Annotated in this window: 1 protein-coding gene; it reads left to right on the plus strand. The window is 52.2% G+C overall.

Features of this window, described 5'->3' with window-relative positions; translation table 11 throughout:
• Nucleotides 1-30: 30 nt before the first annotated feature.
• Nucleotides 31-1,061, plus strand: a protein-coding gene (locus ACR6JA_RS21895) for an IS3 family transposase (protein ID WP_494494423.1) whose coding sequence is annotated in 2 segments (ribosomal slippage) — nucleotides 31-292 and nucleotides 292-1,061 — 1,032 coding nt annotated over the 2 segments. Because the reading frame shifts where the segments join, the coding sequence is not laid out codon by codon here. This gene is flagged as partial in the annotation.

The following is a 1,061-nucleotide window of genomic DNA, read 5'->3' on the forward strand; positions in this document are numbered from 1 at the left end:
ATACTGATTATGTCCCTTGAGGAGATCGCTATGCGTAAGATCCGATTCACCGAGCACCAGATTATCGCCGTCCTGAAGTCCGTCGAAGCGGGCAGGACCGTCAAAGATGTGTGTCGTGAGGCCGCTATTTCCGAAGCCAGCTACTACAACTGGAAGGCGAAATATGGCGGGATGGAAGCTGCTGATATCAAAAAAATTAAAGACCTTGAGGACGAAAATCGTCGTCTGAAGCAGATGTTTGCCGATCTCAGCCTTGAATGTCGGGCACTGAAAGACGTTATCGAAAAAAAGCTTTAAAACCAGCGATAAAGCGGGAGCTCGTCAGCTATCTGACGGCACAGTTTGCCATGAGCATCCGCCAGGCGTGCAGGACATTATCGCTGAGCAGGACGGTGTATTTTTATCAGCCCGATACCCGGCGTGATGAACCGGTGATCCTTGCGTTGACTGAACTGGCAGAACGCTATCCGCGATACGGTTTTAAGAAGCTGTTTCAGGTGCTGCGCAGGCAGGGTAACGCCTGGAATCATAAGCGTGTTCACCGGATTTACTGCGTACTGAAGCTGAATTTTCGCCGCAAAGGCAAGCAGCGTCTGCCGGTACGAAACCCTGCGCCACTGGCAAGCCCTGAGGCACTTAATCAGAGCTGGTCCATCGATTTTATGCACGACGCGCTGGTGTGTGGCAGACGCTTCCGTACCTTCAATGTGGTGGACGATTTTAACCGGGAAGCGCTGGCGATAGAAATTGACCTGAATATCCCGGCCCAGCGTGTAGTCCGGGTACTGGACAGGATAGTAGCAAACCGCGGATATCCACTGAAGATGCGAATGGATAACGGGCCAGAACTGGTGTCGCTGGCGCTGGCACAATGGGCGGAAGAACACGGGGTGATGCTGGAGTTTATCAGGCCGGGTAAACCGACGCAGAATGCCTTTATCGAACGGTTTAACCGGACGTACCGGACAGAAATTCTGGATTTTTATCTCTTCAGGACCCTGAATGAAGCACGGGAAATCACTGAGCGATGGCTGGCTGAATATAACAGTGAGCGGCCCCAT

Source organism: Cedecea sp. B1(4), from assembly GCF_059414925.1.